The organism is Sphingomonas sp. 10B4, assembly GCF_035019905.1.
Taxonomy (GTDB): domain Bacteria; phylum Pseudomonadota; class Alphaproteobacteria; order Sphingomonadales; family Sphingomonadaceae; genus Sphingomonas; species Sphingomonas glacialis.
In genome coordinates this window covers 1-256 of the sequence record NZ_JASJVC010000420.1, presented here as the reverse complement: position 1 = coordinate 256, position 256 = coordinate 1, and the positions used below count along the sequence as shown (strand labels likewise).

General features: G+C 55.5%; 1 protein-coding gene. It reads left to right on the top strand.

The genetic code is table 11. From position 1 onward, the window contains the following. Positions 1-49 precede the first annotated feature (49 nt). Positions 50-256, top strand: a 207-nt coding sequence (locus QN347_RS20345) for a hypothetical protein (RefSeq protein ID WP_323494481.1), incomplete at its 3' end; no start/stop codon positions are given.

Below are 256 nucleotides of genomic sequence, written 5' to 3'. Positions count from 1 at the left end.
GTCGGCCACTGATGCGCAGCGTTCCTCGTGATTGCGGCAGGAGTCGTCCATGAATCAGAATACGCAAGCTAATCGCATGCACCGGCTGTTGGTCGGGCTATCTAAATTTTTACGCAAAGAGTGGCTGGCTTACTTGATTCTGGTGATCGGCCTGGGAATGTCGGTGGCGGTGTGGGTGCTTAGTTTGCGCAGCCATGAAGATGTCGAGCGCGCGCGCTTCATCAGCACCGGTGAATTGATCACGACCTCGCTGGAA